Genomic DNA, 26,631 nt, shown 5'->3' with positions numbered 1-26,631 from the left:
GGCCGCGGTTATGGCTTGGACTTTTCCAGGTAGCGGAAGAAATCGCTGCTCGGATCCAGCACCAGCACGTCACGCTTTTCGGCGAAACTCTCGCGATAAGCGTTCAGACTGCGGTAGAACGAGTAGAACTCCTGATCCTGGCCATAAGCCTTGGAGTAGATGGCAGCGGCCTGGGCGTCACCCTCACCACGCAGTTCCTCGGCCTGGCGATAAGCCTCGGCGAGAATCACGCGCTGCTGACGATCAGCATCGGCACGAATACCTTCTGCGAGCTCCTTACCTTTTGCACGATGCTCACGGGCCTCGCGCTCACGCTCCGAGCTCATGCGGTCGAAAACGCTGCGATTGACTTCCTTGGGCAGGTCGATGGCCTTGACGCGAACGTCCACCACCTCGATACCCAGCTCACGCTGCGCCGCACGGTTGAGCGAAGCGGTCACGTCAGCCATCAGCGCATCACGCTCGCCGGACACCGACTCATGCAGGGTGCGCTTACCGAACTGGTCACGCAGCGATGCTTCGAGACGGCGCGACAGACGCTCGTCGGCAATCTGCTTCATGCCCGAGGTGGCGGTGTAGTAACGCTCGGCATCCAGCACGCGCCACTTGGCGTAGGCATCGACCATCAGCGCTTTCTTCTCGAGGGTCAGGAAGCGCGAATTGACGGTATCCAGGGTCAGCAGGCGAGCATCGAACTTGCGTACCTGGTTGACGTAAGGAATCTTCATGTGAAGACCCGGCTGCACGTCCGCCTCGACGATACGACCGAACTGCAGCAATACCGCCCGCTCGGTCTGCGCCACGATGTAGAAGCTGCTCCAGGCCACCAGGGCCAGCACGACGCCCGCGATCAGGGTCACCAGTGATTTATTGCTCATCAACGGCTCTCCCTTGTACGCACATCGGACTGCCCGACGTTGTTACCAACGCGTGCACCGAGATCGGCCGCGCCAGCACCGGCAGCGCTAGAAGACGCATTGCTGCTGCCGCCACGGCTGTCGATCATCTTGTCCAGCGGCAGATAAAGCAGGTTGTTCTGCCCCTTGTCGCCGGTGACCAGCACCTTGCTGGTGTTGCTCATCATCTGCTGCATGGTGTCCAGGTACAGACGCTCACGGGTGACTTCCGGGGCCTTGCGGTACTCGGCTACCAGCGCGGTGAAACGATCCGCCTCACCCTGGGCGCGGGAGATCACTTCATCGCGGTAACCGCTGGCATCCTCGATCAGGCGCTGGGCCTGACCACGGGCTTCCGGCACCACGCCGTTGGCGTAGGTTTCCGCCTGGTTCTTCTCACGCTGCTCGTCTTCGCGGGCACGAATCACGTCATCGAAGGCTTCCTGCACTTCACGCGGCGCCGCAGCGCTCTGCAGGTTCACCTGGGTCACGGTGATACCGGTCCGGTAGGTGTCGAGGAAACGCTGCAGACGCTCACGCACATCGCCAGCCATCTGCTCACGACCTTCGGTCAGCACCTGGTCCATCTCGGTGGAGCCCACCACATGGCGCACGGCGCTGTCGGTGGCGTGTTGCAGACTGGTTTCAGGCATGTCGACGTTGAGTACGAAATCCTGCAGGTTGCTGATCTTGTACTGAACGGTCAGTGGTACTTCGATGATGTTCTCGTCTTCGGTCAACATCTGCCCCTGCTTGCTGTATGCACGCTCGCGGGTGACGTTTTCCTGAAACTTGCGATCGATCGGCGGGAAGTAGATGTTCAGACCCGGGCCGACCGTCTCGTGGTACTTGCCGAAACGCAGCACGACGGCCTGCTCCTGCTCATCGACCACATAAATAGCGTTGTACAGCCAAAAAGCGCCCACGACGGCCAACGCAACGAACAGCAGGCCGAAACCGCCACCCTTGCCTCTGGAACCATTGTTGTCACTGCCGCGTTTGTTGCCGCCACCGAACACCCCATTGAGTTTGTCCTGTAGCTTGCGGAAGGCTTCGTCAAGATCCGGTGGTCCCTTGCGGTCGCCGCCGCCACCGCCGCCGTTACCACGACGGCCGCCGCCACCCCAGGGATCCTGATTGTTCGAATTGCCACCCGGCTCATTCCAAGCCATAGCGCTCTCCATACTGATAAAGCAAAGACGCGCCAACGGCGCGCCCACCAATGCTACAGAATGCCTGCTTCCAGCGGCAAAATCACCGTTGCGGGCTTTATTGCAAAGTGTGTTGCTCGATGAACTCGAGTGGCTGCAAGCCCTCGCGGCTTACCAGACGGTTGAGTTCGACCCGCGGAATGCGCACCTGTAGCAGGCTGCTGCCGTCCTCCGTGTAGGACTCCTGCAGCACGGCACCCAGTTCAAAGAATTGCGCCCGCAAGCGCGCCAGGCGCTGCGGCAACTGCAGTGTGGCAACGAACAGGTCGTCACCGAGCAGCTCGGCAACGGCCTGCTTGAGCAAGGGCAGGCCGCGACCATCACGCGCCGACAACCAGACCCGCTCGGGGCGCCCGTCGGCATTGCGCTGAATCTGCGGCTCTACGCCTTCGAGCAGGTCGAGCTTGTTGTACACCTCAAGCACGGGCAGATCCTGGGCACCGATTTCACCGAGCACCTCGAGCACCTGCTCGATCTGTGCATCGCGCTCCGGCTCGTGGGAGTCGATCACGTGCAGCAGCAGGTCGGAATTGCTCGATTCCTCGAGGGTGGCACGAAACGCCTCGACCAGCTTGTGCGGCAGGTGACGGATGAAGCCCACGGTGTCGGCCAGCACCACTGGCCCCAGGTCGTCGAGCTGCAGACGGCGCAAGGTCGGGTCGAGGGTGGCGAACAGCTGATCCGCCGCATAGACCTCGGATTCGGTCAGGGCGTTGAACAGCGTGGATTTGCCGGCGTTGGTATAGCCGACCAGGGATACGGACGGGATATCCGCACGCTTTCGACCACGGCGCGCCTGCTCACGCTGGCTGCGCACCTTCTCCAGCTTCTGCTTGATCTGGCGAATGCGCACGCGCAACAGGCGGCGGTCGGTTTCCAGCTGGGTTTCACCCGGGCCACGCAGACCGATACCGCCTTTCTGCCGCTCGAGGTGAGTCCAGCCACGCACCAGGCGCGTGCTCATGTGATCGAGCTGAGCCAGCTCGACCTGCAACTTGCCTTCGTGGGTACGGGCGCGCTGGGCGAAGATGTCGAGAATCAGCCCGGTACGATCCAGGACGCGACACTCGAACATGCGCTCGAGGTTACGCTCCTGACTGGGCGTTAGGACGTGATTGAAAATGACCAGATCGGCCTCGTGGGCCTTGACCTGGTCACGCAGCTCTTCCACCTTGCCGCTACCGATGAGGAACTTCGCCGTGGGCCGGCTATTGGGCACACTGAAGAACGCCACGGTATCGGCACCGGCGGAAAGCGCCAATTCGTGAAACTCCTGGGGATCCTCGCTCGCCTCGGTGTTCTGACTATCCAGATGAACCAGGATGGCCCGTTCACCTCCTTCATGGCGCTCGAAGAACAATGCGACCCCCTGGGTTAAACGTTGCCGGGCTCGGATTCAGCCTGATCGGACTCGGAAGCACTTGGCAGACGAACCGGACGGCTCGGCACCACGGTGGAGATCGCGTGCTTGTAGACCATCTGGCTGACGGTGTTCTTCAGCAGGATGACGAACTGGTCGAAGGATTCGATCTGGCCCTGCAGCTTGATGCCGTTGACCAGGTAGATGGAAACCGGGACGCGCTCCTTCCGCAGGGTATTGAGGTAAGGGTCTTGTAGCGAATGCCCTTTTGACATGTGCCGCACTCCTAAATGAATCGATAATTGAATAGTTTTTGAACGGTTTGCTTAGCCTGTGAACGGCTTTGGCACGCCTTCCCCCAAGGATAGACGGCCCGCGGCAAGGTCTCAGCTCAATATGGAGACCGTCGCCATGTATTTCAAGGCACGTGGCAGATTGTCGCAATCGAGACTGTCGAGCCAGTGCACATTTTCCCAACTGCGTAACCAGGTGAACTGCCGCTTGGCCAACTGGCGGGTAGCGATGATGCCGCGCTCGCGCATCTGCGCAGCGTCGAGTCGCCCTTCCAGATGATCCCATACTTGCCGGTATCCCACCGCCCTTATAGACGGCATTTCACCGTGCAAGTCACCTCGGCGATGCAGGCGTTCGACCTCGGCGACGAAGCCCTGTTCCAGCATCAGATCAAAACGTTTGGCGATTCGTTCGTGGAGAATCTGCCGCTGCGCCGGCGCTATCGCCAACTGCACGACAGTATAGGGCAAGCCGCCACCCTCAGAGGCCGCTTCGCTCTGCTGCGCACGCAATTGCGTCATGGTCACGCCACTGACCCGGAACACTTCCAGGGCCCGGACCAGACGCTGGGGATCGTTCGGGTGGATGCGCGCAGCCGATTGCGGATCCACCGCCTGCAGCTCGGCGTGCAGCGCCGCCAGGCCGTCGCGCTCGGCGCGCGCCTCGAGCTCCGCGCGTACATCGGCATCGGCGCCCGGCATATCGGCAAGCCCTTCGAGCAGCGCCTTGTAATAGAGCATGGTGCCGCCCACCAGCAGCGGGATACGCCCGCGCGCGGTGATATCCGCCATGGCTGCCTGGGCATCACGCCGAAAATCGGCCGCCGAGTAGGCCTCGGCAGGGTCGCGAATATCCACCAGATGATGGGGGAAAGCCTCGAGGGTGGCGCGGTCCGGCTTGGCCGTGCCGATGTCCATGCCGCGATAGACCAGTGCCGAATCCACGCTGATCAACTCGCAGGGCAGCACGCGCGCCAGAGCCAGGGCCAGGTCGGTCTTGCCGGACGCGGTCGGGCCCATCAGAAAGATGGCGGGAGGTAAGGAGGGCATCGGCACGACTCGAAGGAACGGCGGCCCATTTTCCGGACATGGGCCATATGCTGCAAGCGCGGCGCCGGATTAGCAGGCCACTGAAAGACGTAGGCGAGACAGGCAAGACGGTACCGAAGGCGGCCCCGCAAAAACAGCCGAAAAGCGCAGCTTACGTATTGTGAATGAGCTTTTTTAGGCTGGTTTTAACGCAGTATTGCCAACGCAGGTAGTTTTTCAGCGGTCTGTTACTGGCCACGCAGGAACAACTTATCCAGTTGGTCGAGACTCATCTGCGTCCAGGTCGGCCGTCCATGGTTGCACTGGCCACTGCGCTCGGTCTGCTCCATGTCACGCAGCAGGGCGTTCATTTCCGGCAGGGTCAGGCGGCGGTTCGCGCGCACGGCGCCATGGCAGGCCATGGTCGCCAGCAACTCGTTGAGGTGCGCCTGGATGCGGTCGCTGGTGCCGTACTCGAGCAGGTCCGAGAGCACGTCACCGACCAGGCGCGTCGCCTCGGCCTGCTTGAGCAGCGCCGGAATCTGGCGGATCGCCAGGGTTTCCGGCCCCAGACGCTGCAGCTCGAAGCCGAGCTTCTGGAACCACTGGCCATGCTCTTCGGCGCAGTCCGCTTCGCGCTGGCTCACGGCGATGGACTCGGGCACCAGCAGCGGCTGGCCACGCAGGCCTTCACTGGCCATCGCCACCTTCAGGCGCTCGTAGGTGATGCGCTCGTGGGCCGCGTGCATGTCCACGACCACCAGCCCATGAGCGCTCTCGGCAAGAATGTAGATCCCCTTGAGCTGCGCGATGGCGTAACCCAGCGGCGGGATATCGCCCTGCGCCTGGGGCAGCGCGGCAGGCGCGCCGCCCGTGGCCAGCGGCGCGTAGAACTCGCGATACACGCCCTGCGCCTCGGCGGCTGGCAGCTGGGATTCGCTACGCGGCGCCTGGTAGCCGGCGCCAGGCGACCGCCAGACGGATTCGGCAGGGCGTTCGAGCACGCTGGCGGAAAGGCCCATCTCGCCCTGGGGGCCGAACTCGCCAGCAGCCAGGCCGGTAGGCCGCAGCACCGTCTCGGCGGCAGCCGGGGTAGCCAATTGATCTTCGGGGCGCACCTCACCAAGCGCGCGGTGCAGGGTGCCATACAGGAAGTCATGTACCGTGCGACCTTCACGGAAGCGCACTTCATGCTTGGTCGGGTGCACGTTGACGTCGACGGCGGTCGGGTCGATTTCCAGGAACAGCACGAAAGTCGGGTGGCGACCGTTGAACAACACGTCGCGATACGCCTGGCGTACTGCATGGGCGACCAGTTTGTCGCGCACCATGCGGCCATTCACGTAGAAATACTGTAGGTCCGCCTGGCTGCGCGAGAAGGTCGGCAAACCCACCCAGCCCCACAGGTGCAGACCGTTGCGCTCGATATCGATGGGCAGCGCCTGCTCCAGAAACCCAGCACTGCATACGGAAGCAACCCGCCGGGCGCGACTCACGTCATCGTTGGCTTCGTGCAGGGTCAGCACGTTCTTGCCGTTGTGACGCAGATGGAAGGCCACGTCGAAACGCGCCAGTGCCAGACGTTTGATGACTTCCTGCAGGTGGTCGAACTCGGTCTTCTCGGCCTTGAGGAACTTGCGCCGCGCCGGCGTATTGAAGAACAGGTCGCGCACTTCCACCGAGGTGCCGACCGGGTGGGCAGCCGGCTGCACCCGCGGCTGCATGTCGCGGCCTTCGGTTTCGACCTGCCAGGCCTGGTCGGCCTCGGCGGTGCGCGAGGTCAGCGTCAGCCGGGCCACCGAGCTGATCGACGCCAGCGCTTCGCCCCTGAAGCCCATGCTCATCACCTGCTCGAGGTCTTCGAGCTCGCGAATCTTGCTGGTGGCATGACGTGCCAGGGCCAGAGGCAGGTCATCGGCGGCGATGCCGCGGCCGTCGTCACGCACGCGCAGGAGCTTCACGCCGCCCTGTTCGACATCCACTTCGATGCGCTTGGCGCCGGAGTCCAGGCTGTTCTCCAGCAACTCCTTGGCCACCGATGCCGGGCGCTCGACCACCTCACCGGCGGCAATCTGGTTTGCCAGCCGCGGGCTGAGCAGCTGGATACGTGTCATTTCACTCATGGCTGGGCAGCCAGCGAGGTCGCCGGAATGTGCAGCGTCTGGCCGACCTTGATCACATCGGACTTCAGCGAATTGGCAGTACGCAGGCTGGCCAGGCTGACCTGGTAGCGCTGAGCGATCAGCGCCAGGCTTTCCCCGGAGGCGACCCGATGCTCACGCGGGCCCTGGGCTATCTTGCCGTTGTCACGCAGCCAGGCGATGTAGGTACCGGGCGGCGGGTTCTGCTCGAAGAACTGTTTGACGCCGGTGACGATGGAGCGCGACAGGCTCTGCTGATGGCTGGCCGAATGCAGCTTGCGCGCTTCGCTGGGGTTGGAGATGAAGCCTGTCTCCACCAGGATCGACGGAATATCCGGCGACTTCAGCACCATGAAGCCAGCCTGTTCGACGCGGCGCTTGTGCAGCGGCGTGACCTGCCCCATCTGGCCGAGCACCTTTTGCCCGACGTTGAGGCTGGAGGACAGCGACGCGGTCATCGACAGGTCGAGTAGAACGCCGGCGAGCATACGGTCCTTGTCTTCGAGGCTGACGTTGCCGGCACCGCCGATCAGATCGGACTGGTTCTCGGCATCCGCCAGCCAACGCGCGGTTTCCGACGTGGCGCCGCGATCGGACAGCGCGTAAACCGAGGCGCCGAAGGCCGCTGCCCGTGGCGCAGCATCGGCGTGAATGGAGACGAACAGATCGGCGCCCTTCTTGCGGGCGATTTCCGTACGCTTACGCAGCGGAATGAAATAGTCGCCGGTGCGCACCAGTTCGCCGCGGAAGCCCTTCTGCGCGTTGATCTGGCGCTGCAGCTCCTTGGCGATGGACAGGGTCACGTTCTTCTCGAACTGGCCCTTGGTCGGTCCCAGTGCGCCGGGGTCTTCGCCACCATGGCCGGCGTCGATGGCAATCACGATATCGCGCTTGCCGCCGGGCACCGGCGCCAGCTTGGGCGGTGCCTGGGTCGGCGTGACGGGCACTGGCGGCGCACTGGCGGTGGTGGTGGATGGCAGGCTGGGCGCCGCATCCGAAGCCTGATCGAACAGATCGACGACCAGGCGATTGCCATACTGCTGATTGGGCGCCAGGGTGAAGCTCTTGGGTGTGACCTGGGCCGACAGGTCGATGACCACGCGCAGGTCATCCGGTGTGCGCTGCGCCGAGCGAACGGCGGTGATCGGCGTATTGCTCAGGGCGAGCTTGTCTAGCGAGGTGACCAGCTTGGCACCGCTGATATCGATGACGATGCGATCCGGAGCCGTCAGGGTGAACACGCTGTGCTGCACCGGACCGGAGAGGTCGAAGACCAGCCGCGTGTTGTCCGGTGCGCGCCACAGACGAACACTGCGCACATCCGACGCGGCCCACACGTCGGCAGCCATGACCGCCAACATCAGCCCGACCGCGATCATTCGCGCGCCTATGCGCATACCCGCCCCCACTCTATCGTTCATGCTCCGGGTGCCAAAACGGCACACCAGTGTTCACCCTTCGCGCTATGGCTGCGAAGCAGCAGCGACCGGCCACCCGCTCGCGGGCTAATGGTAATGTCAAGGTCGGCCTTTGGCAAAACGCCGGTACCGCGCTGGGGCCACTCGATCAGGCACAGGGCATCACCTTCGAAGTAATCGCGGATGCCGAGAAACTCCAGTTCCTCCGGGTCGACCAGACGATACAGGTCGAAATGAAAGGCCCTGACTTCGCCGATCTCGTAGGGCTCTACCAGGGTGAACGTGGGGCTCTTCACCGCACCGCGGTGCCCGAGGCCTTGCAGGATGCCGCGTGACAGCGTGGTCTTGCCGGCGCCCAGGTCGCCTTCCAGATAAATCACGCCGCGCCCGCCAGTGGCAGCGGCAATGCGCGCGCCGAGCGCCAGCATGGCGTCTTCATCGGCGGCGAACAGTTCTATTTCCGACAAGCGGCTCGCTCCTGTAACAAATGGCGGATAGAGTCGCACAGATCGCTGGCCGCCAGACCATTTCCTTTATTTGCCAAAGATTCGCCCGCCCGGGCGTGCACCCACACACCAAGGCTGGCCGCCTCCCACGTACTGCAACCCTGGGCGATCAAGGCGCCGATCAAGCCGGCCAGCACATCACCCAGCCCGGCGCCGGCCATCACCGGATCACCTCGGTCACACACCAGCAGGCGACCAGCCGGATCAGCGACCAGGGTACCGGCACCTTTAAGTACGCAGACCACCTCGAAACGCTGGGCCAGCGCCCTGGCCGCGGCCGGGCGATCGGCCTGCAGCGCCGATGTGGAGATGCCTAGCAGGCGCGCGGCCTCGCCGGGGTGCGGGGTGATCACACTGCCGGGCGCGATACGCGCCGCACTCGCCGCCAGCAGATTGAGCGCGTCGGCATCCCATACCTGGGCGCCTCCGGCGGTGGCTGCTGCCGACAGCAGACTGCGCCCCCACGCGCCCTGCCCGAGTCCGGGCCCGACGACCCAGACCGAGATCTTGTCGCCCAGCCCCTGCAGCTGATTTGCCGAGGCGACTGCAAGGCTCATGACCTCGGGCAGGCGCGTTTGCGCGGCGCCGACGTGTTCGCCACGGGTAGCCAGCGACACCATGCCAGCCCCACTGCGCAGCGCGCTCTGGGCCGACAGCAACGCCGCGCCGCCGGTGCCCTGATCGCCACCGACCACCAGCAGGTGGCCAAGCTGGCCTTTATGGGTGGCCGGTTGCCGGGCGGGCACCCTCGGCAGAAGAACGCCGGCCAGGCGTTGCGCCGCATACGGCTGGCTCGTCACGATGTCTTCATCAGCCTGCAAGTCATCGAACACCAGGCACCCGACATGATCGAGCGCCTGGCCCACGAATAGCCCGATCTTCAGGCCGATCAGAGTCACGGTAAGCTGCGCGACCACCGCAATGCCCAGTACCTGCCCCCTGTCGGCACAGATGCCGGAGGGAATGTCAGCGGCCAGCACGGGCTGGCCGCTGCGGTTGATCCAGTCGATGGCCGCGGCATAAGGTTCGCGCACCTCGCCTGCCAGGCCGGTGCCGAGCAACGCGTCGACCAGCACGCCCCGGGGCTCGGAATCCGCCTGCCAATTCAGGATCTCGACACCGGCTGCACGGGCCTCATCACGGGCCAGGGCGGCATCGCCCTGCAAACGCTGGGGCTCACCAACGGCCAGCACCCGCACCTGCCAGCCGGCGCGCTGGGCCAGAGCCGCCACTAGATAGCCGTCACCCGCATTGTTGCCGTGCCCGGCCAGCACGGTCACCGCGCCAGCGTTCGGCCATTCGCGACGCAGCGCCCGCCAGATGGCATGGGCCGCGCGCTGCATCAGCTCGAAACCTGGCGTGCCGGCAGCGATCAACGCTGCATCCAGCGCCCGCACCTGGGCGGCACTGTAGAGCGCGAGAGGAAGATCGTCTGATGAATGCCGCATGCCTGAGCTCCGATGTCTGGCAGAATTATACGCCGCCTACTGCAGATTCCCGCCCAGCATGACCGACGCCACCCTCGACCTCACCAGCCTCGCCCAGTCCATCAAGGACTGGGGGCGTGAACTGGGCTTCCAGCAGGTGGGCATCAGCGGCCTGGAGCTGGGCGAGCACGAGGCGCACCTGCAGCGCTGGCTGGATGCCGGTTACCAAGGCGAGATGGACTATATGGCCGCACATGGCCGCAAACGTTCACATCCCGACGAGCTGGTGCCCGGCACCCTGCGCGTGGTGTCGCTGCGCATGGACTACCTGCCCGGCGACACGCAGATGGCCCAGCGCCTGCAGGAGCCGGAAAAAGCCTACGTGTCGCGCTACGCCCTGGGCCGCGACTACCACAAGCTGATCCGCAAACGTCTGCAGCAGTTGGCCGAGCGTATCCAGCAGGCCATCGGCCCCTTTGGCTACCGTGCATTCGTCGACAGCGCGCCGGTACTGGAGAAAGCCATCGCCGAACAATCCGGTCTTGGGTGGATCGGCAAGAACACCCTGGTGCTCAATCGCAAGGCTGGCAGTTACTTCTTTCTCGGCGAGCTGTTCGTCGACATCCCGCTGCCCGAGGACACGCCCCACGGCAGCGAACACTGCGGGCGCTGCAGCGCCTGCCTGGACATCTGCCCGACTGCCGCCTTCGTCGGCCCCTACGTGCTCGATGCGCGGCGCTGTATTTCCTACCTGACCATCGAGCTCAAGGGGCCGATTCCGGAAGAGTTGCGCGCGCCCATCGGCAACCGCGTGTTCGGCTGCGATGACTGCCAGATGGTCTGCCCCTGGAACCGCTTCGCCAAACCTACCGAACAGTTTGATTTCCAGCCGCGGCACAGCCTCGACAATGCCGAACTGGCCGAGCTGTTTCGCTGGAGCGAGGAGGAATTTCTCAGCCGCACCGAAGGCTCACCGCTGCGCCGCGCCGGTTACGAGCGCTGGCTGCGTAACCTGGCCGTCGGCCTGGGTAACGCGCCGTCGAGCATCCCGGTACTGGAAGCACTGGAGGCCCGCCGTGAATATCCCTCGGAGCTGGTGCGCGAGCATGTGCAGTGGGCGCTGGAGCAGCACGCCCAACGCCAGGGGTGATCAGACCTTGAGCAGGTGCTGGCGGTAGTACTTGAGCTCGGCGATGGACTCGCGGATGTCATCCAGCGCCTGGTGAGTGCCGGTTTTCACGAAGCCTTCCTTGATGCCGGGCGCCCAGCGCTCGGCAAGAATCTTCAGGGTCGACACATCCAGGTAGCGGTAATGGAAGTAGGCTTCCAGCGCCGGCATGTACTTGTAGAGAAAGCGACGATCCTGGCCGATGCTGTTGCCGCAGATCGGCGACTTGCCTTTCGGCACCCACTTTTCCAGGAAGGCAATGGTCTGCGCCTCGGCTTCGGTCTGGCTGATCTTGCTGTCACGCACGCGCTGGGTCAGGCCGCTCTCACCGTGGGTGCGCGTGTTCCACTCGTCCATCGCCGCGAGGCGCTCGTCGCTCTGGTGCACGGCGATCACCGGGCCTTCGGCCAGCACGTTGAGTTCGGTATCGGTGACGATGGTCGCCATCTCGATGATGACGTCCGTTTCGGGATCGAGACCGGTCATTTCCAGGTCGATCCAGATCAGATTCTGTGGGTTCTGCATGCTGCGCTCCTCTTTGGGTTCGTCATTCTAGCCAATCTCCCAGAGCAGCAGGCGTGAATCGCGCCAGTCCTTGAGTTCGACCACGCGCTGCGGCGCCACGCCGGGAATCTCGAAGGTATTGCTGATTAGCCAGGCGTCTTTCGGCAGCTCGTCTCGTGCCTTGTCCCAGAGCGCCGGCATCGGCGCAGGTGACAGGAAGCAGTAGGCGATGTCGATGGCGCTCAACTCGGTGCGCCACAGGTTCTGATAACGAATCCGGCAGTTGCGCCGGCCCAGGCAACGCAGCCAGGCAATGGCGAAGGACAATGGCGCGGTTTCCACGCCGGTGAACTGCGCCTGTGGAAAACGCCGCGCCAGCCACAGCAAGGTGCCGGCCGGGCCGCAGCCCAGGTCGACGAAGCTGAAGCGCTGGCCGCGGCCTTCAAGCAGGCGCGCCAGCTCCTTGCGCGTACCGACGCCGGTCAGGTAAAGCGGCACGCGCTCGCCGAAGCTGTTCCAGTTGAGCAGCAGCAACAACAGAAACCCGAGCAGAAACAGCCAGGACGGCAGGGGCGCGCCACTGGCCAGCAACAACCCCGGTACGAATAGCAGGTTCAGCCACCACCACCAGCGAGACAGGCCTAACCAGCGAGCCAGACAGGCGCAGAGCAGGCCATGCAGCAAACCGGCGACCAACGGGCTGGCGCGCCAGCCGAACAGCCGAGCAGCAGCAATGATCGCCACGCCCATGGCCAGGGTGACCGCCAACTGAATCAGCAGCGCCAGGAGGGCCGGGTATCGCTCACCCAGGCGGTGCAGCGCGCGGTAGGAAGCAGCCATGCCGACGGGCTCATAGAAAAAGGGTTGGCCAGTCTAGCGCCGGCCTCGACAAATTGCCGCCCCATCAGCCGTGCTAGAATCGCTGCCACTTCAAGCGCAGCAAGACTCGGAAGCCCCATGGCCAAACGCCAACTCAACCGCCGGCAAAACTGGCGCATCGAAAAGATCCAGGGTGAGCGCGCCGCACGCGCCGCCAAGCGCGAATCCCGCGTGGTGGAAACTCTGGAAGGCGGCGACCTGGGCCCGGAGCAGACCGGCCTGGTGATCGCCCACTTTGGCGTTCAGGTGGAAGTCGAGGCCACCGACGGCGAACTGAGCGGCCAGGTGTTCCGCTGCCATCTGCGCGCCAACCTGCCGACGCTGGTCACTGGTGACCGCGTGGTGTGGCGGCCGGGCAACCAGGGCATCGGCGTGATCGTCGCCCAGCTGCCGCGCGACACCGAGCTGTGCCGCCCGGACACCCGCGGCCAGCTGAAGCCGGTGGCGGCCAACGTCGACTTGATCGTCATCGTTTTCGCGCCGCTACCGGAACCGCACGCCAACCTGATCGACCGTTATCTGGTCGCCGCCGAGCACGCTGGCATTCGCCCGCTGCTGCTGCTCAACAAGGCCGACCTGATCGATGCACAGAACGAAACCGCGCTGAACGCGCTGCTCGGCGTCTATCGCCAGTTGGGTTATCCGCTGCTGGAAGTCTCGGCGCTGGAAGGCGACGGCATGGAGCAGCTCAAGAAGCAGCTCGACGGCAACATCAGCGTCTTCGTGGGCCAGTCGGGCGTCGGCAAATCGTCGCTGGTCAACAGCCTGCTGCCGGGCGTCGACACCCGTGTCGGCGCGCTTTCAGAACTGACCGGCAAGGGCACCCACACCACCACTACCGCCCGGTTGTTTCACTTCCCCGGCGGCGGCCAGTTGATCGACTCACCGGGCATCCGCGAATTCGGCCTCGGCCATGTCAGCCGTGACGATGTGGAGGCGGGCTTCATCGAGTTCGCCGACCTGCTCGGCCATTGCCGCTTCCGCGACTGCAAGCATGACCGCGAACCCGGCTGCGCCTTGCTCAAGGCGCTGGAAGAAGGGCGTATCCAGCCGCAGCGGATGAACAGCTATCGGCACATTCTGGCCAGCCTGCCAGAGCCGGAGTATTGAGCGGCCTGTAAGCTGGGGTGCCGGCCGATCACTCGGTCGGCTGATCCATCTTCAGCGTGCCGTCCTCGAAGATATTCAGCTTCTCGCGCACCTGATCATTGGAGAGCGGCTCGGCACCAGGCGCTGCGCCTGAGCCCCCGCCAGCGCCAGCGCCAGCGCCACCTAAAGGCGAACCCGGCGCGGGATCCGGCGCCAGCGCGCCACCACCCTGTTCGCCCTCGATGTCGCGTTGCGCTTTCTTGGTCAGCACCACGATATCAATGCGGCGGTTCACCGGGTTGAACGGGTCCTCGCGGTCGAACAGCGCCGACGAGGCGTAGCCGACCACCCGCGCCACCTGGGCATCGTCGTAGCCCGCCGCGATCAGCACGCGCCGCGCCGCATTGGCACGGTTGGCCGACAGCTCCCAGTTGCCAAAACCACCGGCGCCGGCGAACGGCTTGGCATCGGTATGGCCGCTGATGCTGATCTTGTTGGGTACTGCTTTGATGGTGTCGGTGAGGGCGAACAGGATGTCCTCGAAGTACGGCTGCAACTGCGCGCTGCCCAGGGCGAACATCGGCCGGTTCTCGGCATCGACGATCTGGATGCGCAGGCCGTCCTGGGTGATCTCGAACAGGATCTGGTCCTTGAAGCGCTGCAACTGCGGATCCTGCTCGACCTTGTTCTGCAACTCCTGCAACAGCAGCTCCAGGCGCTCGCGCTCGACTTCTTCGGCCTTGGCCTCGGCCTGCTCGGCATCCAGCTCGGCGGGGTCCTTCGGATCGGTGTCCGCTTCGTCTCCCGGCGACTCCTGAGGCTGCTCGTTGAGGGTGCGGTCCGGCGACGGTGTCGGCGAGCCACCGAGGTCGATCACATAGGGGCTGGCGCTTTCGGAGAAGCCGATGGGGTCCTTGAAGTAGCCGGAGATCAGTTTCTTCTGCTCGGGGGTGGCCGAGGACATCAGCCACATCACCATGAAAAAGGCCATCATCGCCGTGGCGAAGTCGGCGAAGGCGATCTTCCAGGCGCCACCGTGGTGGCCGCCGGCAACCTTCTTGACCCGCTTTACGATGATCGGCTGGTTGTTTTCCATGGTGCTTAGTTTCCGCGCATGGCCTGCTCAAGCTCGCTGAAGCTCGGGCGGTGCGCCGGGTACAGGGTCTTGCGCGAGAACTCGACGGCCAGTGACGGCGGCATGCCGGATGCCGAGGCGACCAGGCCGGCCTTGATGGCTTCGTAGACGTTCAGCTCTTCCTTGGCATCGTGTTCGAGCGCAGCGGAGAGCGGGCCGAAGAAGCCATACGAGGCGAGAATACCGAGGAAGGTGCCGACCAGCGCGGTACCGACCTTCTCGCCGATCTGCGCGTTGTCCGCCTCGGCAAGAATCGACATGGTGATCACGATCCCCAATACCGCGGCGACGATACCCATCGCCGGCATGCCGTCGGCGATCTTCGCCACGGCATGGGCCGGATGATCGAGTTCTTCCTTGAGGCCGACCAGTTCCATGTCGAACAGGCCTTCGAGCTCGTGGGGCGCCATGTTGCCGGAGGACATGATGCGCAGGTAGTCGCAGATGAACGCGACCATACGCTCGTCGCCCAGCACCGCCGGGTACTTGCTGAAGATCGGGCTCGCGGCCGGGTCCTCGAGGTCGGCCTCGATGGCCATCATGCCTTCGCGGCGCGCCTTGTTGAGAATTTCATAGAGCAGGCGCAGCACTTCCAGGTAGTAGTCGTGGGTGAAGCGCGACTTGAACATCTTCAAGGATTTCTTGAAGACGGTCATGAACATGCTGCCCGGGTTGGCCTGCAGGAAGGCGCCCAGCGCCGCACCGCCGATGATCAGCACTTCGAAGGGATGCACCAGGGCCATGAGATGGCCACCCGACGCGACGAAGCCGCCGAAGACGCAAGCGAATACAACGATGATGCCGATGATTTTGGCCATAGAAAGAAACTTGAGCAGGTGAAAAGAAAGGGCGACCGCGCGAATCCCCTTCTACTTATCGGAAGAGATGCGCCAGACTATAGTCAGTTAAGTCTAAAAAAAGCCATTTTGGCACAGCCCCATGGTCGCAAGCACGCCGTTACCGCGCACTCTCGACGCCTGGCTCAAGCAGCTGGACGGTCAGGTGCTGCCCATCGCAGCCGATCATCACCAGCAGGTTCGCCGTGCATTGGGCGACAGCCGCCGCTCGTTGCGCGAAATCGCCGACCTGATGCAGGACAGCCCGGCACTGGTGCTCAGCGTGCTGCGCGAGGCCAACAGCAAGGGCAGCAGCCTGGGTGAGGCCGCGGAGAGCCTGGAGACGGCACTCACCCGCCTGGGCCTCAAGCGCGCCGAAGAGCTACTCGCCCGCCTGCCTGCGCGGGCACTGGCCGACATTCCGCCGTCGCTTCGGCAGATCCAGCTGATCAGCCAGCACGCGGCCTATCAGGCCAACGGCCTGTTCGCCGCGCGCCTGGCGCGTCTATGGCAGGAAATCCACTGGGGCAGCCTGCTGTTCCTGTCGCCCGTATGGGCCCTGTTGGCCGCCCACCCCCATCTGTTCGAGGCCTGGGAACAGCGGGTGCTGATAGACGGCGAACCGGCAGTCAAGGTCGAGCGCGACATGCTGGGCGTACCGCTGTTCGACCTGTGCCTGGCGCTGGCCGAGCGATGGCGCCTGCCGGCCTGGATCCTCCAGGGCTATCGCTTGTTGATCGATGATCGCCGCCTGCTCGGCAAGGCGCTGCACATCGCCCGCCGTCACGACGATCCACTGCACCAGCAGCAGAAGCTGGACGCCGACCCGGCGCTGCAGCGCTGGCTTACCCAGCCTGCCAACAGCATCCTGCTCGCCAACGTGATCGCTGTGTCGGCGCACAGTGCCTGGAGCGGCAGCCATACCCGGCGCTGGCAACGGCTCAACAGTCTTTACCTGCAGCTACCGCTGGCCGAACTGCAGCAGCAGATTCACCAGAATGCGGCGCACAGCGCTCGGCAATTGGACACCGCCGGCCTCTGGCACCCTGCCGAGGCCCTGCTGTGGCCATGGAATGCTCGTCACTTTCAACCGCGCAAAACAGCGCCAGCACCGCAGGTCAGCGATTGGCGACAACTGTGCACTCAGTTGCTCGCCCAGCCTTCGGCATTCAGCAACGTCCAGCAGCTCACCACCTGCGCCCGCCAGGCCGTGCAGGCCGCCGGTCTGTCACGGGTGGTGATGCTGCTCGCTGACCGCACCCACACGCGCCTGCAATTGCAGCAACATGCCGGCGTGGCAGCCAGTGCCAGTGGCCTGACCCTCGACCCGGCGCAAAGCCAGGTGCTGCGCCGTCTGCTACAAAAGCCTGCGCAACTGCGCCTTACACCGGCCAACATCGCACAGTTCTCCGCCCTGCTGCCCGGCGACCTGAAGGCCCTGCTGCCCAGCGAACACCTGCTGATCCGCTCCCTGGCCAGCAACGAACGGGTGGTGATGCTGCTGTTCGCCGACCAGGGCGGCCAACCGATCGACGACACCATCGTGCAGGCCTTCACCAAGACCACGCAATGCATCGAGCGCGCGCTGGACACCTTCAGCAAACGTAAGCGCTGAGCGCCGCCGCTTTACGGCATTCTTCTGCGCTACAATCGCCCTCTTAACTCCGCCAACGAGGCCTGTATGACAGCCTTCGACGAACTGCCGCTGGTCATCGAACCGGCGGATCTCGCCACACGACTGCACGCGTCCGACCTGATCCTGATCGACCTCAGCAGCCATCAGCGTTACCTGAACGGGCACATTCCCGGCGCCCGCTTCGTCGACGGCAAACGCACCCAGGCGAGTGCGCCAGCGGCCCCCGGCCTGCTACCGGAAAAAACGCAACTCGAGCAACTGTTCAGCGAACTTGGCCACCACCCGCAGGCCACCTACGTGGTGTATGACGACGAGGGCGGCGGCTGGGCCGGTCGTTTCATCTGGCTGCTGGATGTCATCGGTCATGGGCGCTATCACTTTCTCAATGGTGGCCTGACGGCCTGGCAAGCCGAAGGCCTGGCGCTGAGCCAGGATGCTCCTGCGCCAAAGCACGCGACGGTTTCACTGACCCTCAGCGATGCGCCTACCGCCAGCGCGGATTACCTGAAATCGCGCCTGGGCGCCGCCGACCTGGCCATCTGGGATGCCCGCTCGGCCGAGGAATACCGCGGCGAAAAGGTGCAGGCCGCACGGGGTGGCCACATCCCCGGTGCCATCCACTTCGAATGGACCGCGGGCATGGACCCCGCACGTGCCTTGCGCATTCGTCAGGACATCGCCGAGCAGCTCGAACAGCGCGGGCTGAGCGCCGACAAGGAAATCATCACCCACTGCCAGAGCCATCGCCGCTCCGGTTTTACCTATCTGGTCGCCAAGGCCCTGGGCTATCCGCGGGTCAAGGCCTACGCCGGCTCCTGGGGCGAGTGGGGCAACCTGACCGACACACCTGTCGAACGTTGAACTCGACCTGACTGTCCACTCTCATATGCCCGGCATGCACGGCCGGGCAGCCAAGGAATAAAGATGAAAGAACGCCTGTTTATCCTCAGCCAGCACCTGACTCCGCACCACCTGCTCTCGCGCCTGATCGGCTGCGCCGCGCAGTGCCGTGCTGCCTGGTTCAAGAACCGCCTGATCGGCTGGTTCGCCAAGCAGTACCAGGTCGACATGAGCGAAGCGCAGGTCGAAGACCTCACCGCCTACGAGCACTTCAACGCCTTCTTCACCCGTGCGCTCAAGGAAGGCGCCCGCCCGCTGGACAACCAGCCCGGCGCCGTTCTCTGCCCCGCCGATGGTGCGATCAGCCAGTTGGGCCGCATCGAACATGGCCGAGTATTTCAGGCCAAGGGCCACAGCTACAGCGTGACCGAGTTGCTGGGCGGTGACAGCGAGCGAGCTGCGCCCTTCATGGGCGGCGACTTCGCCACCGTGTACCTGTCGCCCAAGGACTACCACCGCGTGCACATGCCGCTGGCCGGCACCCTTCGAGAGATGATCTACGTGCCGGGCCGGCTGTTCTCGGTAAACCAGACCACCGCGGAAAACGTGCCCGAGTTGTTCGCCCGCAACGAGCGCGTGGTGTGCCTGTTCGATACCGAGCGCGGGCCCATGGCCGTGGTGCTGGTCGGCGCGATGATCGTCGCCTCCATCGAAACCGTCTGGGCCGGGCTGATTACCCCACCCAAGCGCGAACTGAAAACCATCCGTTACGACGAAGCCGCCCGCGCACCGGTCAGCCTGGAAAAAGGCGCTGAGCTGGGCCGCTTCAAACTCGGCTCCACGGCCATCGTGCTGTTCGGCCCAGAGCAGGTTAAATGGGCTGAGGAACTGGGCGCCAACAGCCCGGTGCGCATGGGCCAATTGCTCGGCCAGTGAGCCGATGGGGCGTCGCGCAGCCTTGGCCCGCGGCGCCGCAAAGGCTGCGACGATGGCAAGATGCTGCTAGAGTCGCTTAAACCTGACCAATCAGTCGATCGAATGCTGGCGCTGGAGTAACGAAGCTAGATGGATAAACAGAGCCCCCACCTTTTGCTCCGCGTCCCGACGCCGACCAAGCAGGGCCTGACTTTCTGCGACGCCACGCCACGCGACCTGAAACGCTGGATCGCCGGCCTGCCCAAGGCCAACATCGGCGAAACCGCCCGTCAGCTGTATCAGGCGCTGATCGAACTCAACCAGTTGCTGACTCCTTCGGACAATCGCATACAGCTGCTCGAGCTGTTGCGCCCGGAAGTGTATTTCGTCTGCCAGCATCTGGAGCGCCACTTCCTCAACCAGGCCATCGTGCTCGATGAGCGCCCGCGCAAGGTCGCCAACCTCTGCCAGGCACTACAGAACCACCTGGCCATCGGTTACAAACTGATCATCTCGCGCCTCGCCGCGCAGGCCAGCCGCGAGCGCAACGCGCTGCTCGGTACCGCACTGCAACGCGCGGTGCACAGCCTCAACGGCCCGCTGATCCGCACCAGCCAACTCTATTGCCCGGTGCCCGAAGGCCTCTGGCTGGAGCTGCACCAACTCTACCTGATCGCCCGTCGTCACGAACTGCACAAGGTGGTGATCCGCGACCCGCTGGCTCGCCACACCCAGGGGCTGAGCGTCGAGCAGGGCTATATCGTCGCCCTGCTGATCGGCTGCTCGCGCTGCAACCAGATGCGCCAGAGCGCCATTGCCCGCCTCGCCGAAGCGCTGGAAGCGTGGAGCACACTGGTCAACCTGCAGCCCGACGGCCAGCCGAACAGCATCTTCGCCGTCGCGCCGCAACTCGACGGCCCGCCCCGCTACACGTCGCTTTTCCAGCCGAGCGAGCTGCAGGGCGCGCTGGGCATCGATCCGACCCCGCTGGTCGACGCCATCAAGGATCACCTGGCGCTGACGCCCGAGGAGCGCTCCCGCTCGCGCCTGCAGGTGCCCGACGGTTTCACCGTGGACATGCTGCAGCATGCTGCCGCCGCCTGGGGCGACATCTCAGAGCGCACCTTCCAGCGCACCCAGGGCACCGGCAGCATGACCCTGTGCATCGGCATGAGCGCGCTGAACTACTACCTGGCCAATGGCCGCGTGTTCAGCGAGATCCTCAAGCAGCAGGTCGACACCGCCGCCTCGTTCAAACCACGCAGCGGCGAGCCCGATGTGTGGGCCAACGCCCCGGATGCACGCCGCAACGAATGGGAAAACGGTCTTTCCTTCGAGGAAATCGAATACCCCAAACCTGCCAGCGAGCAGCAAGCGCCGTCCGGCGCTGGGGAAAGCTTCCCGACCTTCATGCTGGCCATCGTCAACCACAGCCCCGGCGGGTACTGCCTGTCTTGGCCCAAGGAAGTGCCCAGCCAGTTGCAGGCCGGCGAGATCCTCGGCATTCGCGACAATCCCCAGCAGGGCTGGAGCGTCGCGGTGGTGCGCTGGATCCGCCAGGTACGCGGCGGTGGCACGCAGATGGGCATCGAGCTGATCGCACCCCACGCACAATCCTGTGGCCTGCAACTGGTGCGCAAGGCCGAGCAGAACAGCCAGTACCTACGCGCCCTGCTGTTGCCGGAGATCGCCGCCATTTCCCGACCGGCCACGCTGATCACCCCGCGTCTGCCGTTCCAGGAAGGCAGCAAGGTGCTGATCAACATCAACGGCAAGGAACGCCGCGCGGTACTCAGCCAGAAACAGGTCAGCACCAGCAGCTTCAGCCAGTTCGAGTACCACGATCTGGAGCACAAAACCGCGGATCACGCGACCTCCGTCACAGCCTCCGGCACCCAGCGCCCAGCCGGGGAGGAAGACTTTGACTCACTCTGGAAGTCGCTGTAGATTGCCGGGAAACCCTTAATTCCCCGCCCTCTTCTGCTGTTTTATCGCAGATTCGACTTCGCTAATGGCCATCGAAAAGAAAACCATCCGCCTGCTGATTCTCGAAGACTCGCAGAACGAGGCCGAGCGTCTCGTCAGCCTGTTCCGCAATGCCGGTAATGCCACCCGCGTACACCGCCTGATCTCCAGCGAAGACCTGCTCGAAGCCCTCAAGCACAACTGGGATCTGATGATCTGCTCGCCAGCGAGCGACTGCCTGGAGCCGCACGATGCGCTCGCCTGCATCCGCCGTGAGGGCAAGGACATCCCGGTGATCCTGCTGCTGGCCGACAACGAGCCGGACAGCGTCACCGAAGCGCTGATGCTCGGTGCCCAGGACGCACTCCCCCAGGGCGAGGACGAGCGCCTGGTGCTGGTCGCCCGCCGCGAACTGGTCAACCTCGAAGAGCGCCGTGCCCGCCGCGCTGCCGAAGTGGCGTTGCGTGAGGCCGAGAAACGCTGCCAGTTGCTGCTCGACAGCTCGGTCGACGCCATCGCCTACGTCCACGACGGCATGCACATCTATGCCAACCGTGCGTACCTGGAGCTGTTCGGCTTCGACGACGCCGAGGAGCTCGAAGGCCTGCCGATGATCGACCTGATCGGTGCCAGCGATCAGGCGGCATTCAAGGACTTCCTGAAGAACCATCAGCAGATGGACAACCACGAACTCGGCTGTGCTGGCGTGCGCACCGACGACAGCAACTTCCCGGCGCGCATCACCCTGTCGCCGGCGGCCTACGACGGCGAACCCTGCATTCAGGTGGTGATCCGCGCCGAGACCGCCAACGCTGAATTGGAAGAAAAGCTGCGCGAGATCAGCAGCCTGGACCTGGTCACCGGCCTGTACAACCGCCCCCACTTCCTCGAGCTGATGGACAACGCCGCTCACCGCGCCGTGCATGACGAGCAGCTGGCCAGCCTGGCCTATATCCGCGTCGATCGTTACGCCGCGCTGCTCGCCGACATGGGCCTGGGCGCCATCGACCTGCTGCTCACCGATCTGGCTGCCCTGCTGCGCGCCCACTTCCCCAAGGATGCGCAACTGGCGCGCTTCGGCGACGACGTGTTCGCCGTGCTGCAGACCGGGCTGTCGCCGCAGCAGCAACGCCCGCTGCTCGAAGCGCTGCTGAAGAAAGCCGAAGCCCATCTGTTCGACATCAATGGGCGTACCGCTCAGACCACGCTGTCCATCGGCGTCGCCGGTCTCAACGACACCACGCCAAAGGCCGGCGAAGTCATCGACCGCGCCCAGCGCTGCGCCGATCAACTGGACGAGCCCGGCACCCTCAAGCTGTTCGACCCGGCCGAAGAGCTGGCAGCCGCCGCCAACCGCGGCAGCGTGGTGGCCATGGTGCAGCAGGCGCTGGAACAGAACAGCTTCCGCCTGCTGTTCCAGCCGGTGATCAGCCTGCGCGGCGACGAACACGAGCACTACGAAGTATTGCTGCGCCTGCTCAGCCCGTCCGGGCAGGAAGTGCCGCCGGATGAATTCCTGGCAGTTGCCAGGGAGTCGGGGATGGGCGAGAAGATCGACCGCTGGGTGATTCTCAGCTCGATCAAGCTGCTCGCCGACCACCGCGCCAAGGGCCACGCCACGCGCCTGTTCGTGCATCTGTCCAGCGCCAGCCTGCAGGACCCGACCTTGCTGCCGTGGCTCAGCGTCGCGCTGAAAGCTGCACGGCTGCCCTCCGACGCTCTGGTATTCCAGCTCAGCGAGCCGGACGCGATCACCTACCTGAAGCAGGCCAAGGCGCTAGTCCAGGGCCTGAAGGACCTGCACTGCCATATCGCACTCAGCCAGTTCGGCTGCGCCCTGAATCCGTTCAATACGCTGCGCCACCTGCCGGTAGACTTCGTCAAGGTGGATGGCTCGTTCACCAAGGAGCTGAGCGATCCGGCCAATCAGGAAACCCTGAAGACCATGCTGGCCAGCCTGCACAGCCAGGCCAAGCTGACCATCGTGCCGTTCGTGGAGTCGGCCAGCGTGCTGGCCACCCTGTGGCAGGCAGGCACCAACTACATTCAGGGTTACTACCTGCAGGGCCCGAGCCAGTCGATGGACTACAACTTCTCGTCAGACGACTGATCGGCGGGGCAGCCCGGCTGCCACGCTCCCGCCTCAAATACCTGGGAACCTAGTCATAATCTTTCAGCCCAGGTTCGTCGATTGTGGCAGCTAAGTGGCGGGAGCGGCCGTTATCCGATCCATTGTGGGAGCCGCGACCTCGCGGCGAATCGCTCAGGCACCGCCGAAATAGGCAGTCAGGCTGCAATCGTTTCGCCCCGAGGTCGGGGCTCCCACAGGTTGGTTTGAGTGTCTGCTCCTGCCGGCGCATAAAGATCGTTAACAGGTTCTTAGCGCTGCAGATCGCGCTCGCGCACACCCAGCAGATACAAAACGCCATCCAGCCCAAGCGTCGAGATCGCCTGCCTGGCCGATTGTTTGACCAGCGGTTTGGCGCGGAACGCGACGCCCAGGCCGGCAATCGCCAGCATCGGCAGGTCATTGGCGCCGTCGCCCACGGCGATGGTCTGCTCCAGCTGCAGGCCTTCCTTCTGCGCCAGCTCACGGAGCAGATCAGCCTTGCGCTGGGCGTCGACGATCGGCTCGACGGCGACACCTGTGACCTTGCCATCGACCACCGCCAGCTCGTTGGCGAACACGTAGTCGATGCCCAGCTTGGCCTGCAGCTGCTTGGCGAAATAGGTGAAGCCGCCAGACAGGATGGCGGTCTTGTAGCCTAGGCGCTTGAGCTCGGCGAACAACCGCTCGGCGCCCTCGGTCAGACGCAGCGAGGCACCTATCTCGTCCAGCACACTGACGTCCAGGCCCTTGAGCAGTGCCAGGCGCTCTTTGAAGCTGGCGCGGAAATCCAGCTCGCCGCGCATCGCCCGCTCGGTGATGGCCGAAACCTTGTCGCCGATACCGGCAGCCTTGGCCAGTTCGTCGATCACCTCGGCTTCGATCAACGTCGAGTCCATGTCGAACACCGCCAGGCGACGGTGGCGGCGCTGCAGCGAATCGACCTGAAAGGCGATATCCATGTTCAGCTCGTCGGCCACGCGCAGAAAGTCGGCGCGCAGGCCGGCGGCATCACCCGGCTCGCCGCGCAGAGAAAACTCGACGCAGGCGTTGCCCGGCTGCGCATCCAGTGCCACCGGCAGCGACAGCCGCTCGATACGTTCGATGCTCAGCCCCTGTTCGGCGGTCAACGCGCTGACGCGCTGCAATTGCTCGGCGGTGACCTGGCGGCTCAGCAGGGTGACGATGTGGCGTTCGCTGCCCTGCCCGTCCACCCAGCGCCGGTAATCGGCTTCGTCGAGCTGGGTGAAACGGGCCTGCTGCCCCAGCGCCTGGGCGGCAGCCAGCACGTCCTTGGATAGCATCGGCAGCGAGGCCTGATCAGCCACTTCGATCAGGATGCCCAACGAGGCGGCGCCATGTACGACGGACTGGGTGATGTCGAGGATGTTGACGCCAGCCTGGGCCAGCACGCCGCTAACGGCTGCCGTGAGGCCGGGCCGATCTTCACCGGTAACGTTGATCAGGACGATTTGGCGCAAGGCGTACTCCGGGGCTCGCAGGACTATGAACGGTCTGCCGAACGGCAATGTGCAGCAGGGCCGGTGAAAAAACGCACATTCTAACCATTTCGGCACCCCGCGGGCACGCGCGGCGCTTTGCCCTGTGCGGGCCGCTCGCTATACTGCGCGCCACTTCCAGTCAACGAGAGCCGAGCTCTGTGAACCGGCCCGCCCCCGTAAAGCCCGACAATTTCTTCCTCCTGCTCTTCCGTGCACTGCGTCAACGTCGCGTGCCGCTGGCATTGCGCATCGTCAGCCACAGCCTGTTGCTGGTGGCCATGGCGCTGGTGATCTATGCCTGGGTGATCGGCATGCAGTTCAAGCAGGCCATGCAGCAGCAAGCCGAAGCGCTGGGCAGCAGCCTGATTACCCAGACGGCTGCCTCGGCCACCGAGCTGTTGGTGTCCAACGACATCCTCAGCCTCAACGTACTGCTCAATAACCTGGTGAAGAATCCGCTGGTGGCCCACGCGGCCATTTATAGCGTGGATAACCGCATTCTCGCCGAAGCTGGCACGCGCCCGAGCAAAAGCATGCTCGGTGAAACCGAAGGCCTGTATTCGACGCCCATCACCTTTCAGGAGGTGATGGCCGGGCAGTTGCGCATCAGCCTGGACATGCAGCAGTTCGAACAGCCGATGACCATCAGCCTGCAGAGCATGGGCATTCTCAGCCTGATTCTGCTGGCCCTGACCCTGTCGCTGAGCCTGCGCCTGGGCCGGCAGATTTCCACGCCGTTGATGCAAATGCGCGTATGGCTGCGCGATCCGGACGACTACGCCCCAGGCGGCAACCGTCAGGACGAGATCGGCGATCTGGCGCGCCAGCTACAGGCGCGCCTGGCCCCCGAAAAACCGCCGGAGCCTGAGCCGGAATTCGACGATCTTGATGAGCTGGGCGAGGATTTCCTCGACGACGAGCACGAAGACGACCGCGATGAGCGTGACGAGCGCCCCGCTCCCAGCTTCGCGATGCGTGACCTGCGCGACACCCGCTTCGACAGCGAGGACGACTACGACCCGCCGAGCCGCCGTCGCGACGAGCACGACGACGATGCCTTCGCCGACCTGTACGACGATGAAGACAGCCCGGCCGCGCCTGCACCAGCGGCGCCGACGGCCCCTCGCAAGAGTGCCGTACTGGCCGTTCAGCTGGGCGCTCAGGAACAGCTGCGTCGCCTACCGCGCACGCGTCTGATGGAGCTGCTGGAAAGCTATCGCGGCTGCCTGGACAAGGCGGCGACGCTCTACAAGGCCGAACTGCACACCCTCAACGATGGTAGCAGCCTGATGCTGTTCCACCACGAGGCCAGCGGGGACGACTACCTGACCCACGCCATCTGCTGCGGCGAACTGCTGCGCGCTCTCGGCCACGCCCTGCAGATCGAGGTGGCCGACAGCGGCATCACCCTGCACCTGCAACTGGGCCTGACCCTGGGCGAAGGCCTGAAGGGCCTGAGTCAGGGCGACCTGCTGCTCAGCGAAACCGCCCAGGATGCCCTGGCGTTGTCGCAGCACAGCCGCAACCTGCTGCTGGTCGAGCGCCGCGTCGGCGAAGATGCCACCCTGCGCCAGCGTGCGCGCATCCGCGCCATCGCCAGCCCCGAAGGCGCCAGCTGCGTCGAGCGTCTCCTCGATCCGTATCCGGCACTGCTGGAGCGGCAGATGGCCAAGCTGCGCGAAGAGCACTAGCGATTCAGCAGTGGAAATGAGAAAGGCCGGCGTATATGCCGGCCTTTTTTATGCGTGGCCCATTTACAGTCGATTTGAGAGCG

22 protein-coding genes are annotated in these 26,631 nt (G+C 64.4%); 8 read left to right on the top strand and 14 right to left on the bottom strand.

The genetic code is table 11. The features are described 5' to 3' along the window. Nucleotides 1-8 precede the first annotated feature (8 nt). The 9 genes from hflC to BVH01_RS22085 form a co-directional block, all read right to left on the bottom strand. Nucleotides 9-878 carry a protease modulator HflC gene (hflC, locus tag BVH01_RS22125; protein ID WP_075932389.1) on the bottom strand — a complete coding sequence of 290 codons (870 nt, stop codon included), beginning with the start codon at nt 876-878 and terminating at the stop codon, nt 9-11. Further along, a complete protein-coding gene (gene hflK / locus BVH01_RS22120; RefSeq protein ID WP_075932388.1) occupies nt 878-2,068 on the bottom strand; it encodes an FtsH protease activity modulator HflK in 1,191 nt (396 codons plus the stop codon). Before hflK ends, hflC begins: the two co-directional genes overlap by 1 nt. 97 nt (nt 2,069-2,165) lie before the next feature. Continuing rightward, entirely contained in the window at nt 2,166-3,467 is a 1,302-nt protein-coding gene (gene hflX / locus BVH01_RS22115) for a ribosome rescue GTPase HflX (protein ID WP_075932387.1), read from the bottom strand. 14 nt (nt 3,468-3,481) lie between these two features. Further along, nucleotides 3,482-3,742, bottom strand: coding sequence for an RNA chaperone Hfq (gene hfq, locus BVH01_RS22110; protein WP_013793183.1), 261 nt, complete (start codon nt 3,740-3,742; stop codon nt 3,482-3,484). Between the two features lie 111 nt (nt 3,743-3,853). Then, nucleotides 3,854-4,810 (bottom strand): tRNA (adenosine(37)-N6)-dimethylallyltransferase MiaA, encoded by a 957-nt coding sequence (miaA, locus tag BVH01_RS22105; RefSeq protein ID WP_075932386.1) that lies wholly within the window; start codon nt 4,808-4,810, stop codon nt 3,854-3,856. A 227-nt stretch (nt 4,811-5,037) separates the two neighbouring features. Then, nucleotides 5,038-6,912: a DNA mismatch repair endonuclease MutL gene (gene mutL, locus BVH01_RS22100; RefSeq protein ID WP_168177306.1), complete on the bottom strand. Its 1,875-nt coding sequence runs from the start codon at nt 6,910-6,912 to the stop codon at nt 5,038-5,040. After that, on the bottom strand, nt 6,909-8,339 hold the full coding sequence (locus tag BVH01_RS22095; RefSeq protein WP_218189125.1) for an N-acetylmuramoyl-L-alanine amidase: 1,431 nt from the start codon (nt 8,337-8,339) through the stop codon (nt 6,909-6,911). Before BVH01_RS22095 ends, mutL begins: the two co-directional genes overlap by 4 nt. A gap of 8 nt (nt 8,340-8,347) precedes the next feature. Then, a complete protein-coding gene (gene tsaE, locus BVH01_RS22090; protein WP_075932383.1) occupies nt 8,348-8,815 on the bottom strand; it encodes a tRNA (adenosine(37)-N6)-threonylcarbamoyltransferase complex ATPase subunit type 1 TsaE in 468 nt (155 codons plus the stop codon). Next, a complete protein-coding gene (locus tag BVH01_RS22085; protein WP_075932382.1) occupies nt 8,803-10,302 on the bottom strand; it encodes a bifunctional ADP-dependent NAD(P)H-hydrate dehydratase/NAD(P)H-hydrate epimerase in 1,500 nt (499 codons plus the stop codon). The genes tsaE and BVH01_RS22085 overlap by 13 nt, the downstream gene beginning before the upstream one ends. A gap of 58 nt (nt 10,303-10,360) precedes the next feature. Between BVH01_RS22085 and queG the strand changes: the two genes are divergently transcribed. Further along, the gene (queG, locus tag BVH01_RS22080) at nt 10,361-11,431 is read left to right on the top strand and encodes a tRNA epoxyqueuosine(34) reductase QueG (protein WP_075932381.1); all 1,071 of its coding nucleotides are present in this window, start codon (nt 10,361-10,363) and stop codon (nt 11,429-11,431) included. Here queG and orn read toward each other — a convergent pair whose 3' ends face one another. Both orn and BVH01_RS22070 read right to left on the bottom strand, forming a co-directional pair. Then, nucleotides 11,432-11,974, bottom strand: a complete 543-nt coding sequence (orn, locus tag BVH01_RS22075) for an oligoribonuclease (protein WP_075932380.1) — start codon at nt 11,972-11,974, stop codon at nt 11,432-11,434. A gap of 27 nt (nt 11,975-12,001) precedes the next feature. Beyond that, nucleotides 12,002-12,793, bottom strand: coding sequence for a class I SAM-dependent methyltransferase (locus BVH01_RS22070; protein ID WP_075932379.1), 792 nt, complete (start codon nt 12,791-12,793; stop codon nt 12,002-12,004). 117 nt (nt 12,794-12,910) lie between these two features. Between BVH01_RS22070 and rsgA the strand changes: the two genes are divergently transcribed. Further along, nucleotides 12,911-13,942 carry a small ribosomal subunit biogenesis GTPase RsgA gene (rsgA, locus tag BVH01_RS22065; protein WP_075932378.1) on the top strand — a complete coding sequence of 344 codons (1,032 nt, stop codon included), beginning with the start codon at nt 12,911-12,913 and terminating at the stop codon, nt 13,940-13,942. Nucleotides 13,943-13,970: 28 nt separating this feature from the next. Here the strand turns inward: rsgA and motB are convergent, their stop codons facing one another. Both motB and motA read right to left on the bottom strand, forming a co-directional pair. Then, nucleotides 13,971-15,017, bottom strand: coding sequence for a flagellar motor protein MotB (gene motB, locus BVH01_RS22060; RefSeq protein ID WP_075932377.1), 1,047 nt, complete (start codon nt 15,015-15,017; stop codon nt 13,971-13,973). Nucleotides 15,018-15,022: 5 nt separating this feature from the next. Then, nucleotides 15,023-15,874, bottom strand: coding sequence for a flagellar motor stator protein MotA (gene motA, locus BVH01_RS22055; protein WP_075932376.1), 852 nt, complete (start codon nt 15,872-15,874; stop codon nt 15,023-15,025). Between the two features lie 121 nt (nt 15,875-15,995). Here motA and BVH01_RS22050 point away from each other — a divergent pair, with 121 nt between their 5' ends. The 5 genes from BVH01_RS22050 (at nt 15,996) to BVH01_RS22030 (ending at nt 23,358) form a co-directional block, all read left to right on the top strand. Beyond that, a complete protein-coding gene (locus BVH01_RS22050; RefSeq protein ID WP_075932375.1) occupies nt 15,996-17,507 on the top strand; it encodes an HDOD domain-containing protein in 1,512 nt (503 codons plus the stop codon). A gap of 66 nt (nt 17,508-17,573) precedes the next feature. Beyond that, the gene (locus tag BVH01_RS22045; protein WP_075932374.1) at nt 17,574-18,389 is read left to right on the top strand and encodes a rhodanese-like domain-containing protein; all 816 of its coding nucleotides are present in this window, start codon (nt 17,574-17,576) and stop codon (nt 18,387-18,389) included. Nucleotides 18,390-18,446: 57 nt separating this feature from the next. Beyond that, nucleotides 18,447-19,304 (top strand): archaetidylserine decarboxylase, encoded by an 858-nt coding sequence (gene asd, locus BVH01_RS22040; protein ID WP_168172890.1) that lies wholly within the window; start codon nt 18,447-18,449, stop codon nt 19,302-19,304. Nucleotides 19,305-19,433: 129 nt separating this feature from the next. Further along, entirely contained in the window at nt 19,434-21,230 is a 1,797-nt protein-coding gene (locus tag BVH01_RS22035) for a molecular chaperone (RefSeq protein ID WP_075932372.1), read from the top strand. A gap of 64 nt (nt 21,231-21,294) precedes the next feature. Further along, nucleotides 21,295-23,358: an EAL domain-containing protein gene (locus tag BVH01_RS22030; protein ID WP_075932371.1), complete on the top strand. Its 2,064-nt coding sequence runs from the start codon at nt 21,295-21,297 to the stop codon at nt 23,356-23,358. 269 nt (nt 23,359-23,627) lie between these two features. Here BVH01_RS22030 and serB read toward each other — a convergent pair whose 3' ends face one another. Continuing rightward, on the bottom strand, nt 23,628-24,836 hold the full coding sequence (serB, locus tag BVH01_RS22025) for a phosphoserine phosphatase SerB (protein WP_075932370.1): 1,209 nt from the start codon (nt 24,834-24,836) through the stop codon (nt 23,628-23,630). 179 nt (nt 24,837-25,015) lie between these two features. On the opposite strand from serB, the gene BVH01_RS22020 reads away from it, so the two are divergent. Next, the gene (locus BVH01_RS22020; RefSeq protein ID WP_075932369.1) at nt 25,016-26,548 is read left to right on the top strand and encodes an AhpA/YtjB family protein; all 1,533 of its coding nucleotides are present in this window, start codon (nt 25,016-25,018) and stop codon (nt 26,546-26,548) included. The last annotated feature ends 83 nt before the right edge of the window (nt 26,549-26,631 follow it).

Origin of the sequence: Pseudomonas sp. PA1(2017), assembly GCF_001945375.1 — a bacterium.
Classification (GTDB): domain Bacteria; phylum Pseudomonadota; class Gammaproteobacteria; order Pseudomonadales; family Pseudomonadaceae; genus Aquipseudomonas.
This window is presented reverse-complemented; position numbering and strand designations above follow the sequence as displayed.